18 protein-coding genes and 1 tRNA gene are annotated in these 16,240 nt (G+C 68.8%); 9 read left to right on the top strand and 10 right to left on the bottom strand.

The window, feature by feature from the left end:
* Positions 1-6 precede the first annotated feature (6 nt).
* Positions 7-1,446, bottom strand: a complete 1,440-nt coding sequence (locus N1028_RS03385; RefSeq protein ID WP_259525408.1) for a maltokinase N-terminal cap-like domain-containing protein — start codon at positions 1,444-1,446, stop codon at positions 7-9.
* Between the two features lie 76 nt (positions 1,447-1,522).
* The gene (locus N1028_RS03380; protein WP_259525407.1) at positions 1,523-1,930 is read right to left on the bottom strand and encodes a DUF5997 family protein; all 408 of its coding nucleotides are present in this window, start codon (positions 1,928-1,930) and stop codon (positions 1,523-1,525) included.
* Between the two features lie 40 nt (positions 1,931-1,970).
* Between N1028_RS03380 and N1028_RS03375 the strand changes: the two genes are divergently transcribed.
* The gene (locus tag N1028_RS03375) at positions 1,971-2,771 is read left to right on the top strand and encodes a LysR family transcriptional regulator substrate-binding protein (RefSeq protein WP_259525406.1); all 801 of its coding nucleotides are present in this window, start codon (positions 1,971-1,973) and stop codon (positions 2,769-2,771) included.
* Between the two features lie 105 nt (positions 2,772-2,876).
* Here the strand turns inward: N1028_RS03375 and N1028_RS03370 are convergent, their stop codons facing one another.
* A complete protein-coding gene (locus tag N1028_RS03370; RefSeq protein WP_259525405.1) occupies positions 2,877-3,875 on the bottom strand; it encodes a diacylglycerol/lipid kinase family protein in 999 nt (332 codons plus the stop codon).
* A 54-nt stretch (positions 3,876-3,929) separates the two neighbouring features.
* Here N1028_RS03370 and serS point away from each other — a divergent pair, with 54 nt between their 5' ends.
* From serS to N1028_RS03355, 3 genes are all read left to right on the top strand, one after another.
* The gene (serS, locus tag N1028_RS03365) at positions 3,930-5,192 is read left to right on the top strand and encodes a serine--tRNA ligase (protein ID WP_259525404.1); all 1,263 of its coding nucleotides are present in this window, start codon (positions 3,930-3,932) and stop codon (positions 5,190-5,192) included.
* Positions 5,189-6,010: an HAD family hydrolase gene (locus N1028_RS03360; RefSeq protein WP_259525403.1), complete on the top strand. Its 822-nt coding sequence runs from the start codon at positions 5,189-5,191 to the stop codon at positions 6,008-6,010. The genes serS and N1028_RS03360 overlap by 4 nt, the downstream gene beginning before the upstream one ends.
* Before the next feature lie 74 nt (positions 6,011-6,084).
* Positions 6,085-6,171 (top strand) — tRNA-Ser (locus tag N1028_RS03355).
* Positions 6,172-6,210: 39 nt separating this feature from the next.
* Here the strand turns inward: N1028_RS03355 and N1028_RS03350 are convergent.
* The 4 genes from N1028_RS03350 to N1028_RS03340 form a co-directional block, all read right to left on the bottom strand.
* Positions 6,211-7,125, bottom strand: a complete 915-nt coding sequence (locus N1028_RS03350; RefSeq protein ID WP_259525402.1) for a site-specific integrase — start codon at positions 7,123-7,125, stop codon at positions 6,211-6,213.
* Positions 7,083-7,226, bottom strand: coding sequence for a hypothetical protein (locus N1028_RS19820; protein ID WP_510727678.1), 144 nt, complete (start codon positions 7,224-7,226; stop codon positions 7,083-7,085). Before N1028_RS19820 ends, N1028_RS03350 begins: the two co-directional genes overlap by 43 nt.
* Positions 7,227-7,269: 43 nt before the next feature.
* Complete coding sequence (locus tag N1028_RS03345) at positions 7,270-7,545, bottom strand: hypothetical protein (protein ID WP_259525401.1); 276 nt, start codon at positions 7,543-7,545, stop codon at positions 7,270-7,272.
* A gap of 472 nt (positions 7,546-8,017) precedes the next feature.
* Positions 8,018-8,200, bottom strand: a complete 183-nt coding sequence (locus N1028_RS03340; protein ID WP_259525400.1) for a hypothetical protein — start codon at positions 8,198-8,200, stop codon at positions 8,018-8,020.
* A 224-nt stretch (positions 8,201-8,424) separates the two neighbouring features.
* Here N1028_RS03340 and N1028_RS03335 point away from each other — a divergent pair, with 224 nt between their 5' ends.
* A complete protein-coding gene (locus tag N1028_RS03335; protein ID WP_259525399.1) occupies positions 8,425-9,546 on the top strand; it encodes a Fic family protein in 1,122 nt (373 codons plus the stop codon).
* 6 nt (positions 9,547-9,552) lie between these two features.
* Here N1028_RS03335 and N1028_RS03330 read toward each other — a convergent pair whose 3' ends face one another.
* The 3 genes from N1028_RS03330 to N1028_RS03320 are packed head-to-tail and all read right to left on the bottom strand — an operon-like array spanning position 9,553 to position 11,631.
* A complete protein-coding gene (locus N1028_RS03330) occupies positions 9,553-10,023 on the bottom strand; it encodes an SRPBCC family protein (protein ID WP_259525398.1) in 471 nt (156 codons plus the stop codon).
* Entirely contained in the window at positions 10,020-10,409 is a 390-nt protein-coding gene (locus tag N1028_RS03325; protein WP_259525397.1) for an ArsR/SmtB family transcription factor, read from the bottom strand. The genes N1028_RS03330 and N1028_RS03325 overlap by 4 nt, the downstream gene beginning before the upstream one ends.
* A gap of 10 nt (positions 10,410-10,419) precedes the next feature.
* The gene (locus N1028_RS03320) at positions 10,420-11,631 is read right to left on the bottom strand and encodes an ROK family transcriptional regulator (protein ID WP_259525395.1); all 1,212 of its coding nucleotides are present in this window, start codon (positions 11,629-11,631) and stop codon (positions 10,420-10,422) included.
* A 215-nt stretch (positions 11,632-11,846) separates the two neighbouring features.
* On the opposite strand from N1028_RS03320, the gene N1028_RS03315 reads away from it, so the two are divergent.
* The 4 genes from N1028_RS03315 to N1028_RS03300 are packed head-to-tail and all read left to right on the top strand — an operon-like array spanning position 11,847 to position 16,233.
* Positions 11,847-12,983 carry a substrate-binding domain-containing protein gene (locus N1028_RS03315; RefSeq protein ID WP_259525393.1) on the top strand — a complete coding sequence of 379 codons (1,137 nt, stop codon included), beginning with the start codon at positions 11,847-11,849 and terminating at the stop codon, positions 12,981-12,983.
* A gap of 6 nt (positions 12,984-12,989) precedes the next feature.
* Positions 12,990-14,000, top strand: a complete 1,011-nt coding sequence (locus tag N1028_RS03310; protein ID WP_259525392.1) for an ROK family protein — start codon at positions 12,990-12,992, stop codon at positions 13,998-14,000.
* The gene (locus tag N1028_RS03305; protein WP_259525391.1) at positions 13,997-14,974 is read left to right on the top strand and encodes an ABC transporter permease; all 978 of its coding nucleotides are present in this window, start codon (positions 13,997-13,999) and stop codon (positions 14,972-14,974) included. The genes N1028_RS03310 and N1028_RS03305 overlap by 4 nt, the downstream gene beginning before the upstream one ends.
* A 14-nt stretch (positions 14,975-14,988) precedes the next feature.
* Complete coding sequence (locus tag N1028_RS03300; protein ID WP_259525390.1) at positions 14,989-16,233, top strand: alanine racemase; 1,245 nt, start codon at positions 14,989-14,991, stop codon at positions 16,231-16,233.
* The last annotated feature ends 7 nt before the right edge of the window (positions 16,234-16,240 follow it).

The raw sequence follows: 16,240 nt of genomic DNA, 5'->3' as shown, positions 1-16,240 counted from the left end.
CGCGGGTCAGCGCGGGCGGTGGGCGAGGTGGGCGATCGCGTTCGCCGGGATGGAGACCCAGTCGGGGCGGTTGCGCACCTCGTAGCTGACCTCGTAGAGGGCCTTGTCGAGCTCGAACGCGTCGAGCAGCACGCGCTGGGCGCGGAGGTCGATGCCCGAGCGTGAGGAGTAACCGTCGATGAACGCCTCGCGCGCCTCGTGCGCCCACGCGCGCACGGCGTCGGCGCCTTGCGCGGCCGCCAGCGTGCCGGCCACGTAGTCGAACGAGCGCAGCATGCCCGCCACGTCGCGAAGAGGCGCATCCGGTTCGCTGCGCTCGGCGAGGGGCCGGAGCGGCTCGCCCTCGAAGTCGAGCAGCACCCAGCCACGGCCGGGGACACCGAGCACCTGGCCGAGGTGGTAGTCGCCGTGGATGCGCTGGAAGGTGGGCCACTCGGCCTCCGCGGCTGCGGCGAACACACGCTCGATGGCGTCCCGCTCCGACTCGAGCGCCGGGTACTCGGCCACCGCCTGGGCGGCGCGCGAGCGCATGCTGGCGAGGATGGTGCCGATCTCGGCCTGGCCGGCGGGCTGCACCGGGAACAGGCGTGCGAGCTCGGAGTGCACCTGGGCCGTGGCCTCGCCGAGGGCGGTGGCGAGCGGCTGGAACGACTCGCCCGTCTCGGCGCAGCGGAGCGCGACGCGCCAGGCGTCTTCGACCTCGGGGATGAACTCCTGGGCGAACGCGAGGTGCCCGGCGGCTCGGCCACCGATGCCCGTGGGGCTGGTCGTGTCGCTGACGCGCGGATCGTTCCAGGCGCCCGTGACGAAGCCGATCGAGCGCGGCACGAGCCGTGAGCCGGCGTCGCTGAGCGCCGACTGCACCACGACATCCGGATTCGGACCGTCGCTCAGCGTGCGGAAGACCTTGCAGATCACGGGCGGGGCGGGCTTGCCGTTGGGGTGCACGAGGTCGAAGACGATCGAGGTGTTCGACTGCTCACCGCGCAGCACGTGCGAGTCGGTCACCCGCACGTCGGAGTTGGTGAGGGCGTGATGGCCTTCGACCTCGGTGTCGTCGAAGGCGTCGCCCGGCTCCGTCTCGTCGTCGAGCATGAGGCTGAGCAGGGCCCGCGTGAAGGCGGGGTCGTGCGGGGCGTCGTAGACCCAGACATGGGATCCGTCGTGCTCGACGTGCTCGATGAGCGCGCGGTCGCCGCCGAGCAGGCTCGACCCGCGGAACGACAGCGGCACCTGGTAGAGCACGGGCTCGGCCGCCGACTCGTCGAGGATGAGGTGCGTCTCGAGGCTCACCTGGTGGCGGTGGTCGACGAGCGACCACATGCCGATCCGGGTGAGGACGGGGGTCTCGGCGGAGGAGGCGAACCAGCGCTGCTGCCGGATCCACTCCGCCAGCGCCGGGCGGACCTCCCGGGTCGGGGGGAAGCTCACCATGGCTGGGCTCATGTCTCGGACCCTACGCCGTGGGCGCACGATGTGCCAGCGTTTCGCGCCTGGGCATGTGCCCGGAGTAACCGCCCCGCTACTCCGACTCGCGCTCCTCGCGGGCGGCGGCCTTGCCGGCCTTGACGTCCTTCACGCGGCGGTTCTCCTCGCGCACGGCGGCCTGGGTGGCGCGCTCGGTCACGAGCCACTCCGGCGGCGACTGCAGCAGTGCCGTGATCTCGTCGGTCGTGAGCGCCTCGGTCACACCACCACGGGCGAGGCCCGAGATGGAGACGCCGAGCTTGCGGGCCACCACGTCGCGCGGATGCGGCCCCTGCAGGCGCAGCTCGACGAGCCACTCCGGCGGCGACTGCAGCAGCTCGTTGAGCGCGCCGCGGGTGACGGGCTGCTCCTGGAACTCGGCGGGAGCTGCGGGCAGGTAGATTCCGAGCTTCTTCGCGGCCGTCGCCGGCTTCATGGTCTGCGGTGTCTTCTCGGGGCTCATTCCCCCAGAGTAGCCGGGCGGCGCGGGTATCCTTGGGCGCATGCCCCTTCGCGTCGCGTTCGCCCCCGGGGTCACGCCCTCGAAGTGGTTCGGCGTGTGGAACGAGCGGATGCCGGAGACCCCGCTCGGCATCCTCCCCCTCGAGTCCTACCCCACCGCCACCGCCGATGCGCTGGCGCTGCTCGAGACGGATGCGGCCGACGTGGCGCTCGTGCGGCTCCCGGTGCCGGCCGACGGCTACCGCGCCATCCCGCTCTACACCGAGCTGCCGGTCGTGGTGCTGCCGAAGGAGCACGAGCTCGGCCTGCTCGAGCAGGTCACGGCCGCCGACATCGCCGAGATCGCGGAGCAGGAGGTGGCGGCGGGGCGGCCGCCGCTGCAGCGGCTCGAGATCGCGGCGGGCCCCACGGGCGGTGCGGATGCCACGGAGCTCGTGGCCGCGGGCGTCGGCTACCTCGTGGTGCCGAAGTCGGTGGCACGGCTGCACTCGCGACGCGACGTGGTGGCGCGCGACTTCGCGGGGTCGCAGGGGTCGGGAGACGAGGTGCGGGTCGCCCTCGTCTGGCGCGCCGACGTGCAGAGCCCCGAGGTGCTCGAGGCGGAGCCCGAGCGCTGGCGCCTGATCGACGAGTTCGTCGGTGTCGTGCGCGGCCGCACGGCCAACAGCACGCGAGGTGCGGAGACGGTCGAGGCCATCGAGGCGGCCAAGAAGCTCAAGCCCACGGCGGTCGCCAAGGCCAAGGCGGCCGAGGCTCGTGCGGCCAAGGCGAAGTCGTCGGGCACTCGCGGCAAGAAGAAGCCCGCCGCCCCGGGCCGCACCCGTCCCCGCCGCGCGCGCTGAGCATCCGCCCGCCCTACCCCGGCCCGTGACTTGACACTAGTTGCGCGAACAAGGCGTGACTTGGCACATCTTGTGTCAAGTCACGCCGGATGAGCGCACCTACTGTCAAGTCGCTCGCGGCACGCGCACGAGCAGGGCGCCCGGGTCGACGCGGCAGTGCACGGCGCGAGCGGTGCCCCACGCGTCGCCGTCGAGCTGGATCTCCTCCGTCACGTCGAGGGTCAGCTCGAAGTCGCGCCCGGTGGAGTACGACACCGAGCGCACGTCGTTGTTGAGGTCGATCAGCCTGCGCCCGGCCGCCGACCGCCGCAGCACCCCGTTCTCGAACGCGAGCTTGTTCCACACCTTCAGCCACCCGAGCGGACCCTCCGGCCGCAGCGCCACGATGTCGAGCACCCCGTCGTCGGGCCGGGCATCCGGGATCAGCAGCAGCCCGCCGGGCAGGAGCCCGCAGTTGCCCACGATCACGGTGTGCGCGCTCGTCGACCTCCACGGCCCGCCGTCGAGCCGGAACCTGAGCTTCACGGGCTTCAGCACGGGCAGCGCCCGCCCGATGCCGTCGACGTAGGCGAGCCAGCCCACCCTCTTCTTGAGCTTGACGTTCGTCTTCGCGATCATCTGCGCATCCAGCCCGAGCCCCGCCATCACGAGGAACGCGTGCTCCTCCACGCTCCCGTCGCCCCGCTTGGCCGTGACCAGCCCGAGGTCGATCGCGCGATCCGAACCCGTGAACGCGACCGTGACCGCGAGCTCGACGTCCGAGAGGTTGACCGCGAGGTTGCGGGCGAGGAGGTTGCCCGTGCCCACGGGCAGCAGCCCGAGCGGCACCCCCGTGCCGCGCAGACCCTCGGCCACCGCGCGCACCGTGCCGTCTCCGCCCGCGGCCATCACGACCGAGGCTCCCTGCGTGAGCGCCTCGCGCGTCACCAGCTGCCCCGAGTCGTCGACGGTCGATTCGAACCACATCGTCTCGCCCCAGCCGGCCGCCTTCTCGGCGGCGGCCACGAGCCCGCGGAGCTTCGTCGCGTCGACCTTGACGGGGTTCACCACGATGGCGGCGCGGAGCGACCCCCGTGCCCCCGTGCCCCCGCCGTCCGTCGTCACGCGTTCACCGTAGCGGCTCAGCCCGGCAAACCCCGCGAAGCTAGGATGGATGCCGTGATCGATCCAGTGCTCCTGCGGGACAAGCCCGATGTCGTCCGCGAATCGCAAGCCGCCCGCGGGGCGTCCGTCGACCTCGTCGACGCGGCCCTCGCCGCCGACACCGAGCGCCGCGCCGCCATCCTCGAGTTCGAGAACCTCCGCGCCGAGCAGAACGCCTTCGGCAAGCAGGTCGCCGCCGCCTCCAAGGAGGAGAAGAAGGCGCTCGTGGCCCAGGCGCAGGAGCTCGCGGCCCGGGTCAAGGCCGCCAGCCAGCGGGCGACGGATGCGGAGGGCCTGTTCACCGAGACCGCCCGCAAGATCCAGAACATCGTCGTCGACGGTGTGCCGGCGGGTGGCGAGGAGAACTTCGTGACCCTCCGCGAGGTCGGCACCAAGCCGAGCTTCGACTTCACGCCCCGCGACCACGTCGAGCTCGGCGAGTCGCTGAAGATGTTCGACCTCGCGCGCGGTGCGAAGGTCTCGGGCGCCCGCTTCTACTTCCTCACCGGCATGGGCGCGCGGCTCGAGCTCGCGCTCATGAACCTCGCGCTGGACCGCGCGCTCGCCGCGGGCTTCACTCCGCTGATCACCCCCACCCTCGTGCGACCCGAGACGATGGACGGCACGGGCTTCCTCGGCGAACACGCCGACGAGGTCTACTACCTCCCGGCCGACGACCTCTTCCTCACCGGCACGAGCGAGGTGGCGCTCGCCGGATTCCACATGGGCGAGATCCTCGATGTGCCCGACGGCGGCCTCCGCTACGCCGGATGGTCGACCTGCTACCGGCGGGAGGCCGGCTCGCACGGCAAGGACACCCGCGGCATCCTGCGCGTGCACCAGTTCAACAAGCTCGAGATGTTCAGCTACGTGCTGCCCGAGAACGCCGAGACCGAGCACGAGGCGCTGCTGTCGTACCAGGAGGGAATGCTCACCGACCTCGGCCTGTCGTACCGCGTGATCGACGTGGCGGCCGGCGACCTCGGATCGAGTGCCGCGCGCAAGTTCGACACCGAGGCCTGGGTGCCCTCGCAGGAGACCTACCGCGAGCTCACCTCGACCTCGAACTGCACCACCTACCAGGCGCGCCGGCTCGACACCCGCTACCGCACCGAGTCGGGCAAGACCGCTCCCGTGGCGACCCTCAACGGAACGCTCGCCACGACGCGATGGATCGTGGCGCTGCTCGAGACGCACCAGCAGGAGGACGGCACGGTCGTCATCCCCGAGGTGCTGCGCCCCTACCTCGGCGGCCTGTCGCTGATCGAGGCGCCGTGAGCGCTGTCGGCGGCGCTGCGGCACCGTGGCTCGTGGCGCTCGACATCGACGGCACGGTGCTGCACGAGGACGGCACGCTGAGCGGCATCGTCGGCGCCGAGGTGCGCCGGGTCGCCGCCGAGGGCAACGAGGTGATGCTCGCCACCGGCCGCTCGGTCGCGCACACCCTCCCCGTGCTGCAGCAGCTCGACATCGTGCCCGAGTACGTGGTCTGCGCGAACGGCGCGATCACGATGATCCGGGATGCCACGGCCCCGCTCGGCTACCGTCAGCACCACGTCGAGACCTTCGATCCGTCGGGTGTGCTCTCGCGCATCCGGACCCACCTGGCCGAGGCGGTCTACGCGGTCGAGGATGCGGACGGCCGCTTCCTCTACACGGAGTCGTTCCCCGACACGGTGCTCGGGGCGTCGAGCGAGCAGGTGCCGTTCGAGCAGCTGCTCGAGACGGAGGCGACGCGCGTGGTCGTGGTCTCGCCCGACCACGACATGGAGGACTTCCTCGCGATCGTGGAGCGGATGGGACTGCACCGCGTCTCGTACTCGATCGGCTGGACCGCGTGGCTCGATATCGCGCCGGACGGCGTCAACAAGGCCACGGGGCTCGAGCGCGTGCGCGAGGCGCTCGGCATCCCGCGCTCCCGCGTGATGGTGGTGGGCGACGGCCGCAACGACGTCGACATGTTCCGCTGGGCGGGCGCCGAGGGCGGCCGGGCCGTGGCCATGGCGCAGGCCCCGGAGGACGTGATCGCCGAAGCCACCGAGGTCACCGCCTCGGTGCACGACGACGGCGTGGCGGCGGTGCTCGCCACCCTCTGACCGGCCGGCCGCGCGACCGGCCGCCCCGCGCCGACGTGGTGCCGCTAAACTCGACACGATCGCCCCGGCGATCGGGAGGGCTGTCCGAGCGGCCGATGGAGCCAGTCTTGAAAACTGGTGGGGTGTAATAGCCCTCAAGAGTTCGAATCTCTTGCCCTCCGCACAAAAAGACCCGGTTAGCCCAATGTTTTGATTTCGGGCTACCGGGTCTTTCCTATGAATACTCTGCGTCTGGTGCCATTGAATTTGCTATAGAGCTTCTGGATCCGAGTGCTGATATCGCCAAAGCTGCGGCAGATGTTCGATGCCCGCCCCTGTCCATCAGTTGCTTTCCATGAAGATTCGAGAGCGTGCCGGGTGTGATGGTGTCCATTGGGTCTTACGAATTGCCATGGCTCGCAATCTGTATGGCTCTCGATCATTGACACGAGGCGTTCCACGAGGCTTGCCGGGATCGTAGGGTGCCGGGTCACGTGAGTCTTGGTTTTTGTAATCTGGATGCCTCCACGCACGTCGATTCCATGACGCTCAATGGTGAGCCTCCGTGTCTTACGGTCTAGGTCAGCCTTCTTTAGGGCTACAAGTTCACCCGGTAGCAGATGGGCGTAGTAAGCCGTGTCAAGTGCAAGCTTCAGGTGCTCCTGGTGGGCATCACGAATCTTCTCGAACGACTCCACAGACATGTACGGGCGCGTGGGGGATTGAGGAGTTGCGGCACCGCGAATTTGGCAGGGATTCTCAGCAATAAGTTCGTCTTCCTCAGCCTGGCGGAAGATGCCGTGGAGGATTGTGTACGTCTGCCGATGTTCTGTGTCAGAAGCTACCCGCGTAGCTCCACCCTTCAGCAGGTCGGTATCGAACCACTTCTTAATCCGGGGTGCCGTGATCTTGGAAAGCAGCGGGTCGCCTAGGTGCGGCTCTACAAAACTCTTGAACTTGTTCCGGTACAGCGAGAGGGTACCGAAGGCGTAACCTCCATGCTCGAAATAGTCTGCCGCGTACACGGATAGCGGGACTGCGCCCGATTTAGGGCCTGCGTAGGACCCTGAAGCCATCGAGGTCTGGACTTTGGCTATCGCGGCAGTTGCTTCTTTCCTCTTGGCGAACGTACCCAAGAGGCAATCTTGCCGTCAGGCTTGGTATATCGAGCTCGGTATCTGCCGCTCGATAGCACGCGCACGTTGCCCCAGTCGGCTCGCCCAGCTTTACCCGCCATGTCATCCCCGCCTCGCCAGTTTTTCTATGGCAAGGAGTTTGACCTAGTTGAAGGTTGGGGAGATTCCGGCACCCATGATGACGCTCACGACACCCAGCGCGGTCCCGACTAGGAACAAGGTGATAGCTACGATCAAGCCCGCCAAAGCGCGATTGTTCTTGAATCCGGCATCGTGGGATTGCGAGAGCGCAATGGCGCAGAGCACTACGGCTACGGGTGTGAAGAAGAATGCAAGAATCATCCCCACAGTGCCGAGCTTCTTGCCCGGAAAAGTCTGACCCGGCTCTGCGTAGACCGGTTTCCTGGTGACTGTCGTCATGATTACCCCCGCGCTCACAATATCGACGTGTCAGAGGGACCCGCTACTGTCTTGGCATGCGTCGATGGGTCCTTATACGCTCGGTGCACTCTGGCACGCACTCGATCCTGGAAGAGGTCGATGGTGACCTTCGAGTCACACCCTTCGTTGTGCGGGAATCGGCATCGGTAGGATTATTCTTCTTGAATCGCGAGACGGACTCAGATATTGATCTTGACCTGAGCCTGCTCGGCAACGCGGAGAGTCCTGAGGGAGCCATACGGCGCCTCTCACGGTGGCTCTAGTCACGGAACTGACAATGACGATTTTCGACGCCATCATCGGCATAGTTATGATCATTACTGGAATTCTTGCGATCATCTTCCGGGTGCCGTGGTCCCGCGCGCAAGCGAAGATTCGAGGGAGCCACTGGGACGGAACTCCGAGAGAAAAGAGTGGTGCCCAGTACGAGACACCGGGCAAGTTCGTAGGACTAGGCTGCGGGTTCATCGTCATTGGTTTGCTCTTCCTGCAAGCGGTATTTATATAAACCCCCATGGCTGAAGTCGAAGTTCGGAAGCTGCGTCTGGTAAAGCGCGGGGACCAAACAGAGCGCTGGGAAGTGCGCGTAGGGGGTGCTGTCGTCGGCACCATCACGATGCTGCGAATAGGTCACACATCACGGCCTTTTTATGATGCAGAGGCGACTGCGCCGGATGGGCAGATCGTCCCAGATCGGTGGCGGGATCTAGCCTGCCGGGTCGACCATCCTCATCAACTTTAAAACTGGTGAGGTGTCAAAGCCTTCGTGGGTTCGAATCCCACGCCCTCCCCCCAGGACGTGTAAAAAATTCCGCCAGAATTTTACACGTGGCACGGATGTGGCAATACTCTTTACACGTGACCTGGCAGCCAGATGTCCCGTACGACGTTCCTCCGGTTCCCCCTGCACTCGACGTCGAGTCCAGAACGGTGCTGAAGGCGGCTGTCGAGGCGCGCGCGGCCCTGGCGGGGTTGGAGCAGGCGTCGCTACGCATCCCGAACCCGAGCGTGCTGATCAACGCGATCCCCCTGCTCGAGGCCCAGGCGAGCTCCGAGATCGAGAACATCGTCACGACGACCGACGAGCTGTTCCGGGTCGCGCGCGACGAGTCGACCTCGGCGACGCCCGAGACGAAGGAGACGCTGCGCTACCGCCAGGCGCTGTTCCTGGGGTTCGAGCGGGTGAGGCGACGACCCCTCACGGCGGTGACGGCCGCCGAGATCTGTTCGGAGATCAAGGGCCGCGAGATGGAGGTGCGGAGCCAGCCCGGCACGTTCGTCGGCAACCCGGTCACGAACGAAGCGGTGTACACGCCTCCGGTGGGGGCCGATGTCATCCATCGCCTGCTGGCGCAATGGGAGCAGTTCATCCACGCCGATCACGGGCTCGATCCGCTCGTCGTGATGGCGATCGCCCATTACCAGTTCGAGGCGATCCACCCGTTCGAAGACGGCAACGGTCGCACCGGACGAATCCTGAACGTGCTGCTCCTCGTGGAAGCGGGGCTGCTCAGCCAGCCCATCCTCTACCTGTCGCGCTTCATCATCGAGAACAAGTCGGCCTACTACGAGCTGCTGCTGGCGGTCACGGCCGAGGGGGATTGGGAGTCCTGGATTCTCTTCGTCCTCGAGGGACTGCGCCGCACCGCTTTGTCGACGGTGCGCAAGATCGATGCCATCTCCGTGCTGGAGCACCGGGTCAGGGAGACCATCCGATCGGTGACGACGGCGGGCTCGAATTCCGATCTGCTGACCGTGCTCTTCGAGCAGCCCTACTGCCGGATCGCCACGGTCGTCGGCGCATGCGGTGTCTCGCGACCCACCGCGACCGCCTGGCTCAACGCACTCGTCGCGGCCGGGGTGCTGATCGACAGCCGCGTCGGTCGTGATCGGCTGTTCGTCAACGCGGCGTTCCTCGAGGTGCTCACCCGCGACGAGGGCGTGGGGCCCGCCCGCACGGGCGAGCCCAAGCTCTTCTGACGCGGATCAGGTGAGAAGCCCGTCCAGGCGGGCGTAGCCCTCCACGACGCCGTGCTCCATGCCGTTGGCGATCATGCCGTCACGGCCCTCGACAGAGGGGAAAGTGCTCCAGGCGGTGGTGCGCGTGCGATCGCCCGGCAGGGGCTCGAAGCGCAGCGACTCGAGCGAGACGTGATGAGGCAGGCCCTCCCATTCGAAGGTCTGGATGACGAGCTCGCCCGGCTCGACCGTGTGGAAGACGCCGTGGAATGCGTAGACGTTGCCCTCCTGGTCGGTGTTCAAGTAGCGCCAGCTCCCGCCCGGCACGAAGTCGTAGGTCTCGATCTCCATGCCGTAGCCGTCGGGGCCCAGCCACTTCGCTGCGAGCGACGGATCGGCCCAGGCGTTGTAGACGGCGGCGACCGGGGCGTCGAACTCCCGCACGATCTCGATGAAGGGCAGGCCTTCGGGGGCGGTGATGGTGGTGGGGTTGGTCATGATGACTCCTGGTCGTGGTCAGGCCCGGCGGCGAGTTCAGGATCGGGCCCGGCGGCGAGCAGCGCATCCAGTGTCCGGAATCGCTGCTCATGGATGAGGCGGTAGCGGTCGATCCACGCGGTGAGCGGTTCGAGGGCCGCCGGCGCGAGGTGCACGGGGCGCCGCTGGCCGTCGCGCGTGCGGGTCACGAGACCCGCCTCCTCGAGCACGCGGATGTGTCGGGAGACCGCCTGGAGGGTGATGGCGAACGGCTCGGCGAGCTCGTTCACGGTGGCCGAGCCCCGGCTGAGGCGCGCGACGATGCGGCGCCTCACGGGGTCGGCAAGGGCGAGGAAGGCGCGATCGAGCAGGGTGTCGTCGGCGTCTGCACGAACATCGCCCACCATCCCGCCTCCTTTATTCAATCATTTGGTTGAATATACGGCGGATGCTCGTGGGCGTCAAGAGATCGGTCTTGGGCAGCGCGGACAGCGCGGCCTGTTCGACCCCGAGGGTGAGGTAGACCGTGTGGAGCGCCGACACCACGCCCCCCGCGGCGCCGGAGAAATCGCCCAGCTCCGCGCTCGTGAGCGTGGGTGCGATGCGGATGGTCTGCTCGAGCCGCTCCTGGTAGCGGCCGAGATCGCCGACCAGCGACTTCGCGATGCCGCCGCCGAGCACGATCGTCTCCGGCTCGCTCGAGACGGCGATGGCGGTGAGCACGGTGACGAGCGCGCGGTCGAAGTCGGCCCGCAGCTGGGTGGTCGGGCTGTCGGCCGAGCCGCCTCCCTCGCCACCGCTCGCCTCGAACAACCGCGCCGGCGACTCCAGCGGCACCCCCGCCGCCGCGGCCCGCGCCATCAGCCCCGGCCCCGTCGTGAAGCTCTCCAGCCGCTCCCCGAGCGCCCCCACAGGGATCTGCCCGAACTCACCCACGAGACCGTGGCGACCGCGCAGGATCGCCCCGTCGATCGCGATCCCCACCCCGAGACCGGCTCCGAGGCTGAGCATCGCGGCGTAGGGGGTGTGCCGGGCGGCGCCGAAGCGCAGCTCGCCGAGGAGGGCCAGGTTGGCGTCGTTGTCGGCGAGCAGCGGGACTCCGAGTGCGAGCTCGCAGACCGCGAGGAACGCGGGATCCTCCACCTGCTTGAGGTTCGGCGCGTTCGACACCGAGCGCTCCACCTGGTCGACCGCTCCGGGAAGCCCGAGACTCACGGCGGCGACGGCGCTCCACCTGGCCCCCACCGCCGACTTCGCCTGCTGTGCGAGCCACAGGGCCAGCTCCGCCGCCCCGAGCTCCGAGGGCGTCGGGAGCTCGACCGCCACCACGGGGTTCGCGAGCAGGTCGCCGCCGATGATCCGGGTGCTCGACGCTCCGAGATCCACCCCGACCACGAGCGATCTCTCCGCCACGAGATCGAGCAGGATGGCTCGCCGCCCCCGCTTCTCCACGACGACCTCGGAGACCTCGCACACGATGCCGTCGGCGATGAGCTGATCGATCGCCCGCGTGACGGTGGCCGCCGAGATGCCCGTCGACTCCGCGATCTGCTTGCGGGTGGCGGGCCGCAGGCTCATCAGCTCGGTGAGCACGGCCGACCGGTTCAGCTCCCGGATGTCCTGGACCATGCTGCCCCCTCGATGCTCGCGTCGTCAGTATTTCAGTTCACGGTGAGATCTATCTCCAGGCGCCGTCATGACCGTCGAAACACAACCGTAACAACCGCGGCTTGACTTTGATTGCGTAATGAAATCAAAATGAATGCACGAGGTCGATGACGACGGCGCCCAGCTTCCACGGGCACTCCAGTCGGACCGCACGCTCACGTGGATAGGACACCCCAATGAAACGCACCACCTCGCACGGCGCCCGGCTGATGGTCATCGGCGCCGCAGCCGCTCTCGTTCTCTCCGGCTGCTCGGCCGGCACCGACTCCGGCGACGGCTCCGGATCCGGCGCCGACGGCGCTCCCTCGACGCCGGCCGCCGAGCCCAGCCTCGAGTTCGTCGGCCCCGGCGGGGAGACCCCCGGTGCCCTCTCCGAGCTGTCGCTCACCGACGAGGAGACCACCACGGTGAAGGACGGCAAGTACACCGCCGCCTTCGTCTGGCACACCTCCTCGGAGTTCGTCTCCGCGGTCGAGGACGGCGCGACGGCAGAGTTCGACGAGCTCGGCATCGAGGTCGTCGCGAGCACCCAGGCGAGCTTCGACTCCGCCACCCAGGCGAACAACCTGCAGACCGTGCTGGCCCTGAACCCCGACATCATCGTCACGACGGCCGTCGACGCCGTCTCGGCCGCCGCCACCTTCCAGCCCGCGGTCGACGCCGGCGTGAAGCTCGTGATCATGACGACCCCGCCGGCCGACTACACGGCGGGCGACCAGTACGTCTCGATCGTCACCGAGGATCTCGCCGCAGCGGGCAAGACCAACGCCGAGCTCCTCGGCGACGCGCTCGGCGGCAGCGGCAAGATCGCCTACATGTTCCATGACGCCGACTTCTGGTTCACCAACCAGCGCGACGAGTCCTTCAAGGCGTGGATGGCGTTCCTCTACCCCGACATCGAGATCGTGGCCGAGGAGGGCTTCGCCGACGAGGCCAAGACCCAGGAGATCGCCGCGGCCCTCATCGCCCGCAACCCCGACATCACCGGCATCTACGTGCCGTGGGCGACGGCCGCCCAGGGTGTGCTCTCCGCCCTCCGCGACGCGGGCCGCAGCGACGTCAAGGTCGTCACGAACGACCTCGACGCCACCCTCGCCGCCGACATGGTGGCCGACGGCCCCGTGATCGGCATGGTCGGCAACGGTGCGATCGGCATCGGCAAGGGTCTCGCGATCGCCGCGGCCTACGGCGTGCTCGACAAGGAGGCGCCCGAGCTCGTGGCCTCAGAGCCCATCGCGGTGACCAAGGCCAACCTCGATGAGGGCTGGATGCTCGACTACGGCACCGAAGCGCCCGCCAGCGTCACCGAGTAGTCCGGTATGACGAGCACCACCCAGCACAGCGGCCGTCGCGAAGGCGCCGGCCGCGGCGCGCCACCCGTGCGCGACCACGTGATCGGCGTCGATCTCGGCGGCACGAAGATCCGGGCCGGCATCGCGACGGCGACGGGCGATCTGCTCGCCGAGAAGCGGATCGAGACCAGTGCAGACGGTTCCGAGGCGGTCGAGCAGATCCACGCGCTCGCGGTCGAGCTCTGCGAGACCGCCGGCATCACCCTCGACCGCGTGCTCGCCACCGGCGTGGGCGGCGCGGGCGTTCCGGATGCCGAGGGCACGTCGTTCGACCTGGCGCCCAACCTCACGGCGCTCGGCGGCGTCCCGTTCAGCACGCGCCTCGCAACCCTGCTCGGCCACCCCGTCGTGATCGAGAACGACGTCAACGTGTCGGCCGTGGGCGAGCTGGTCGCGGGGCTCGGGCGGGGGCTCACGGACTTCGTGTTCATCTCGGTCGGCACCGGCATCGGCATGGGGGTCATCGCCAACGGCGTGCTCCTGCGCGGTGCGAGGGGTGCCGCGGGCGAGATCGGCTTCCTCCCTCTCGGAGCCGATCCGCTCGACCCCGCCAGCCACGTGCGCGGTGCGCTCGAGGAGGTGACCGCCGGAGATGCCGTCTCGGGGCGGTTCCTCCTCGCGCCCAACCCCAGCCCCCGCTCCAACGCAGGGGCCGGGATCTCCGCCGAGGAGGTCTTCGCCCTCGCCGCGTCAGGCGACGCCCAGGCCGTCGACGCGGTCGACGAGGAGGCCAGGTGGCTCGCCGCCGGCATCGCAGCCGTCACCGCCGTGCTCGACCCCGAACTCGTCATCCTCGGCGGCGGCATCGGCGCGAGGCCCGACCTCGTCCCTCGCGTCACCTCCTGGCTCGCCCGCTACGGCCAGCCGCACGTCCCCGTCCGCATCAGTCAGCTCGGCCCCCTCGCTCCCGTGATCGGGGCGGCCGAGATCGCTCGCCACGCCGCCGCGGCCGCGGCAGAGAGAGGTCTTTCCCGATGAGCACTCCCACCCAGACCGACCCGGGCCTCGTCGCCCGCCTCGGCACGGTGAAATGGAGCAACTACGTCGTCTACATCGGCTTCGTGCTGGTGTTCGTGTTCTTCGCGGTCACCCAGACGCAGTACTTCCTGAACGCCACCAACCTCACGAACATCGTCATCCAGGCCGCGCCGATCACGATCATGGCCATCGGCATGGTCTTCGTGCTGAGCACGGGCGAGATCGATCTCTCCATCGGCTCCACGGTGGCCCTCTCCGGGCTCACCGCCGGAGTCGTGCTGCAGGCGACCGACCAGTGGTGGCTCGCCGCCCTCTGCGGTCTCGCCATCGGCGCCGCGGTCGGCCTCGTCAACGGCATCTTCATCACCTGGGTGCGCCTGCCCTCGTTCCTCGTGACCCTCGCGACGATGGGGCTCGTGGCCGGACTCGCCCGCCAGCTCACCGATCTGCAGTCGGTGCCCGTGACCGACAAGGCCTTCGTCTGGATCTTCGGCGGCGGCAACCTCCTCGGCCTCCCGATCATGGTGTGGTGGACGGCGGCAGCGGTGCTCGTCGGCTGGCATCTCCTCCGCCAGCGCCGGTACGGTGCGCACGTGCTCGCCGTGGGCAACAGCGCCGCCGCCTCCCGGGTGAGCGGCATCAAGGTCAACCGGGTGCGGCTCATGGTGTTCGTGGGGAGCGCGATGACCGCGGCGCTGGCTGGGCTGCTCTACGCCGGGCGTCTGCAGGGTGCGAGGTACACGCTCGGCGAGACCGACCTCATGACCGTGATCGCTGCGTCGATCGTGGGCGGCACGAGCCTGTTCGGCGGCAAGGGCACCGTGATCGGAGCCCTCATCGGCAGCCTGCTCATGAGCATGATCAACAACGGCCTCATCCTGTCGGGCCTCAACGTCTCGCAGCAGATGATCGTGCGTGGTGCCATCATCCTCATCGCGGTGTCGTTCTCGCTCCGCGGCAAGAAGAACAGCTAGAAAGGGCGGCCCCGATGTTCCTCGACCTCCTCCGCCGGCGCAATCCCGCCTTCCTCGACGCGATCGCCGAGCTCCACCGCGAGGGCGCGCTCCCCGCCAACACCTATGCGATCGACCTCGACGCCGTGGGCCGCAACGCCACAGCCTTCGCTCGGGAGACGGGCAGGCTCGGCCTCACACCGTTCGCGATGACCAAGCAGCTCGGCCGCAATCCCGACGTGTCCCGGGTGCTCGCCGCATCCGGCATCACCCACGCCGTGGGCGTCGACCTGCAGTGCGCCCTCGCCGCCGCCTCGGGCGGCTTGCGGATCGGGCACCTCGGGCATCTCGTGCAGATCCCGCGCCACGAGGCCGACACGGCGGCTGCCCTCGAGCCCCTCTACTGGACGGTCTTCAACGAGACCAAAGCCAGGGAGGCGGGGGCGGCGGCGCTCCGCCGGGGCCGGGTGCAGGATGTCCTCCTCCGCGTGGTGCAGGAGGGCGACCGCTTCTACACGGGGCACGAGGGCGGCTTCCCGCTCGAGGGCATCGCGGCGGCGGCCGACCTCGTCGACACCATCCCCGGGGTGCGGTTCGCCGGCATCACGACCTTCCCCGCCACCCTCTTCGACGCCGAGCGCGGCACCGCGGCGGCCACACCCAACCGCTCGACCCTCACCGCTGCGGTCGAGCTGCTCGAGGCCGCCGGCCGCACCGGCATCGAGGTCAACGCCCCCGGCACGACCTCCATCTCGGTGCTGGAGGCGCTCGCCGAGGCCGGGGCCACCCAGGTGGAGCCGGGGCACGGGCTGACCGGAACCACTCCCGCGCACGCGGTCTCGGATCTGGAGGAGGAGCCGGCCATCGCGTACGTCACCGAGGTCTCGCACCTCTGGAACGATCGCGCCTACGTCTTCGGCGGCGGCCTCTACGTCGATCCGGTGCTGGGCGGGGTGGCCACCTCGGCCATCGTCGTGGCCACCGGCGACGGCGGACCCGCCGGGCGCACGACCGGCCGGATGACGGGATCCGTTGCCGACCTCGACGCCCTGCCGGTCGAGATGCCGGCGCCCGAGGCCATCGACTACTACGCGACGATCCCGCTGAACGGCCGCACCGACATCCGGGTCGGCGACACCGTGATCTTCGGATTCCGCCCGCAGGTGTTCGTGACCCGGGCGTCGACCGCCGCGGTGTCGGGCATCGGCACGGGCGAGCACCGGGTCGAGGGGGTGTGGGCCGCCGACGGCTCCGCTCCGCTCACCCTCCCCGCATCCTGATCGACCC

This window comes from Herbiconiux oxytropis, assembly GCF_024979315.1.
In the GTDB taxonomy this organism is placed as follows: domain Bacteria; phylum Actinomycetota; class Actinomycetes; order Actinomycetales; family Microbacteriaceae; genus Herbiconiux; species Herbiconiux oxytropis.
The sequence above is the reverse complement of the archived record's forward strand: the minus strand, read 5'-3'. Positions and strand labels throughout refer to the sequence as shown.

Coding starts and splice junctions, on each gene's coding strand:
- N1028_RS03385 (WP_259525408.1), bottom strand. CDS start 1,446: ATGAGCCCAGCCATGGTGAGCTTCCCCCCGACCCGGGAGGTCCGCCCG.
- N1028_RS03380 (WP_259525407.1), bottom strand. CDS start 1,930: ATGAGCCCCGAGAAGACACCGCAGACCATGAAGCCGGCGACGGCCGCG.
- N1028_RS03375 (WP_259525406.1), top strand. CDS start 1,971: ATGCCCCTTCGCGTCGCGTTCGCCCCCGGGGTCACGCCCTCGAAGTGG.
- N1028_RS19820 (WP_510727678.1), bottom strand. CDS start 7,226: ATGGCGGGTAAAGCTGGGCGAGCCGACTGGGGCAACGTGCGCGTGCTA.
- N1028_RS03345 (WP_259525401.1), bottom strand. CDS start 7,545: ATGACGACAGTCACCAGGAAACCGGTCTACGCAGAGCCGGGTCAGACT.
- N1028_RS03330 (WP_259525398.1), bottom strand. CDS start 10,023: ATGACCAACCCCACCACCATCACCGCCCCCGAAGGCCTGCCCTTCATC.
- N1028_RS03325 (WP_259525397.1), bottom strand. CDS start 10,409: ATGGTGGGCGATGTTCGTGCAGACGCCGACGACACCCTGCTCGATCGC.
- N1028_RS03320 (WP_259525395.1), bottom strand. CDS start 11,631: ATGGTCCAGGACATCCGGGAGCTGAACCGGTCGGCCGTGCTCACCGAG.
- N1028_RS03315 (WP_259525393.1), top strand. CDS start 11,847: ATGAAACGCACCACCTCGCACGGCGCCCGGCTGATGGTCATCGGCGCC.
- N1028_RS03310 (WP_259525392.1), top strand. CDS start 12,990: ATGACGAGCACCACCCAGCACAGCGGCCGTCGCGAAGGCGCCGGCCGC.
- N1028_RS03305 (WP_259525391.1), top strand. CDS start 13,997: ATGAGCACTCCCACCCAGACCGACCCGGGCCTCGTCGCCCGCCTCGGC.
- N1028_RS03300 (WP_259525390.1), top strand. CDS start 14,989: ATGTTCCTCGACCTCCTCCGCCGGCGCAATCCCGCCTTCCTCGACGCG.